Annotated in this window: 1 protein-coding gene and 1 pseudogene; both read left to right on the forward strand. The window is 67.9% G+C overall.

Annotated elements, in window-relative coordinates; translation table 11 throughout:
• Positions 1-1,630, forward strand: a pseudogene (locus GRC12_RS43550) (Flp family type IVb pilin); the annotation flags it as partial.
• Positions 1,627-2,466, forward strand: coding sequence for a hypothetical protein (locus GRC12_RS43555; protein WP_308286766.1), 840 nt, complete (start codon positions 1,627-1,629; stop codon positions 2,464-2,466). The pseudogene GRC12_RS43550 and the gene GRC12_RS43555, both read left to right, overlap by 4 nt.
• The last annotated feature ends 61 nt before the right edge of the window (positions 2,467-2,527 follow it).

Genomic DNA, 2,527 nt, shown 5'->3' on the forward strand with positions numbered 1-2,527 from the left:
CGACCGCGCCGACCGCCGCCCCTTCTCCCTCGCCCGCATGATCCGCTGGCGCCACGACGACGGCCAGACGGCCGTCGAGTACGCCGGCCTGGTCGCGATAGTCGCCGCCATCATCACGGCACTGCTCGTCAGCAGCCTGGGCACGCAGATCTACGGCGGCATCGAGGCCCAGGTCTGCAAGGTCACCGGCATGGCCTGCCCGGCCCCCGCCGGGGACGGCGGAACGGACGTCAGGGCAGGGAAGGGCGACGGCACAGGCTCGAACACCGGCACCGGCACCGGCACCGGGAACGGCCACCCCACCGGCAACGGTCAGAACCCCACCGGTGACAAGAAGACCACCCCCACCACCGGCGGCAACGACGGTGATAAGCACCCCGGCTGCTTCTCCGGCGTCGGCGCCTTCTTCGGCTGCGCCGGCGACCAGATCAAACAGGTCGGTCAGGGCGTCTTCGTGGACGGCGTCTGGGGCGACCTCACCGGCATCTACGACATGGCCCGCCACCCCCTCGACACCCTGAAGGGCATCGGCGACTACGGCAAACAGCTCGGCCACGACTGGATGAACAACTCCAAGGACGCCCGCGACAAGTGGTCCAAGGGCGACTACCTGGGCGCCGTCCTGGGCTGGGGCGGCTCCTCGCTCAAGACCGGCGGAACCGTCCTCTACGACATGTTCATCGGCAAGGACACGGCGGACGACTGGAACAACGGCCACAAGACCCGCGCCGTCAGCCACGTCCTGTGGAACATCGGCTCCCTCTTCATCCCCGGCTACGACGGCGCCAAGGTCGTAGAGAAGGTCGGCGACCTCGGCAAACTAGGCAAACTGGGCAAGCTCGCGGAGGAAGCGGCCGAGGCAGCGGAGGACGCGAAGCGTGCCGCCAAGGCGGGGGACGTGGCGGGCGCCGAAAAGGCGGCGAAGGAGGCCGACGAAGCAGCCGAGGAAGCCGAGAAGAAGGCCAGGCAGACCGGCTGCACGATCTCAGCACCGCGCCACCCCATCCCGTACGACGGCACGGCCCCGGGCATCAGCGGCAACGTAACCGGTTCCGCCGGCACCGGAACCACGATCCTCGCATCGGGCGGCGGCGGGTACGTCGTACTCGCCGAGGATGGCTGCGACGAGGAGACCAAGAAGGCGGCCGAGGAGGCGCGCAAGCAGGCCGACGAGGCGGACAAGGCGGCCGACCGGTGGCAGGCGAGAGACGACGTCGCCGGTCCTGCGGCCGGGAAGACGCTGAGGTTCCCCAACAAACGGCACACGGTCGGCGGAGCGGGCAGCGGTCAAGTCAAGGAACACAACACAGTGATCCTGCGAGGAAACGAGAACCTGGTTCGCTCGGACATCGAGGGAATCGCGAAGGGGCGTGCGAAGCTCCTGCCCGACGGAAACACGTACGAGATCAACGGCCGCCGATACCGAGTCGAGGACACCGGAACGGTTTTCCCGGTGTCCGGCCCGGGATTGGTCGACATGGACCGCATTGAATACGCTGCCCTGAAGGAGATCGTCCGGAACAAGGGCGATCTGGGCAACTCACAAGCACTTCGGCGTGACCCGAAGTTCGTCAACAACCCGGACAAGGTCGCGAAGGCCAAGCAGGTGTATGACGGGACGTACAAGTGATCGCGAACCTCTTCACCGTCGCTGAACTGGAGTCGCCGGCACTTCGACAGGCCCTGGCGGAGCTACTGGTTCTGGCGGATGAGGCGGTGGACGTCGCCGATCTGGACGGGGACCAAGAAGTGCGCCGCTGGGACGCTCCTGTCCTGTGTACATACCGCGTGCTGCCGCCTGGCGACCTGGCCCTGGAACTCGAAGTCCAGATCGAGGACGAGACGGCCGGCGAGCTGGATGAGACAGCCCTCGCCCAGCGCCTCGCGGCCCGTACGGCGACGTCGGTCCTTTACCCCGCTCCGGACATCGAACTCGACAGCGCCTACCTGGTCGCGACGGCGGACGGCCGGACCGTGCGCTGCCGACTGGAGACGATCGACTCGGACGAGGACACGACGTACCGGGTCGACATGGTGGAGGAGGCGGTGCCCGATCTCCCCCGGGCGACGGTGGAACCCCTGCCCGAAGTCCTCGACCACGAACCCCTTCCGACCCCCGTCTCCGACGCCTTCCTCGCCACCTGCCCCACGGGTACGACGTCGAGCGTGGAAGGTCGGGTCCACTACGCCTTGCGCGTATGGGAGAGGCTCGCCCGCCGACTCGAGACCGAGTGGAACCCCGCAAAGCGGTACCGGGAGGACCTGTTCAGGCGTGACCTGGAAGCCCGCGACGACCTCGAGCGGCTTGTCCATCAGCTCGACGGCGCGCACGCCAAGGGCCTTCGGTCTGCAGTCGCCGACATCGACCGCGTCTTCCGCGCCCACACCGTTTCCGGACCGGGCAGGGATCCCGAGCACTGGTGGCGGCACCGGCGAGTGGAGAAAACTCCGGGGCAACCCACCTGATCCTCCGTTCGCGATCAGGCGTCGCCGACCACGACATCCACCCGCACCCCGACCCTGATCC

This window comes from Streptomyces griseorubiginosus (assembly GCF_017614965.1).
Classification (GTDB): Bacteria; Actinomycetota; Actinomycetes; order Streptomycetales; family Streptomycetaceae; genus Streptomyces; species Streptomyces griseorubiginosus_B.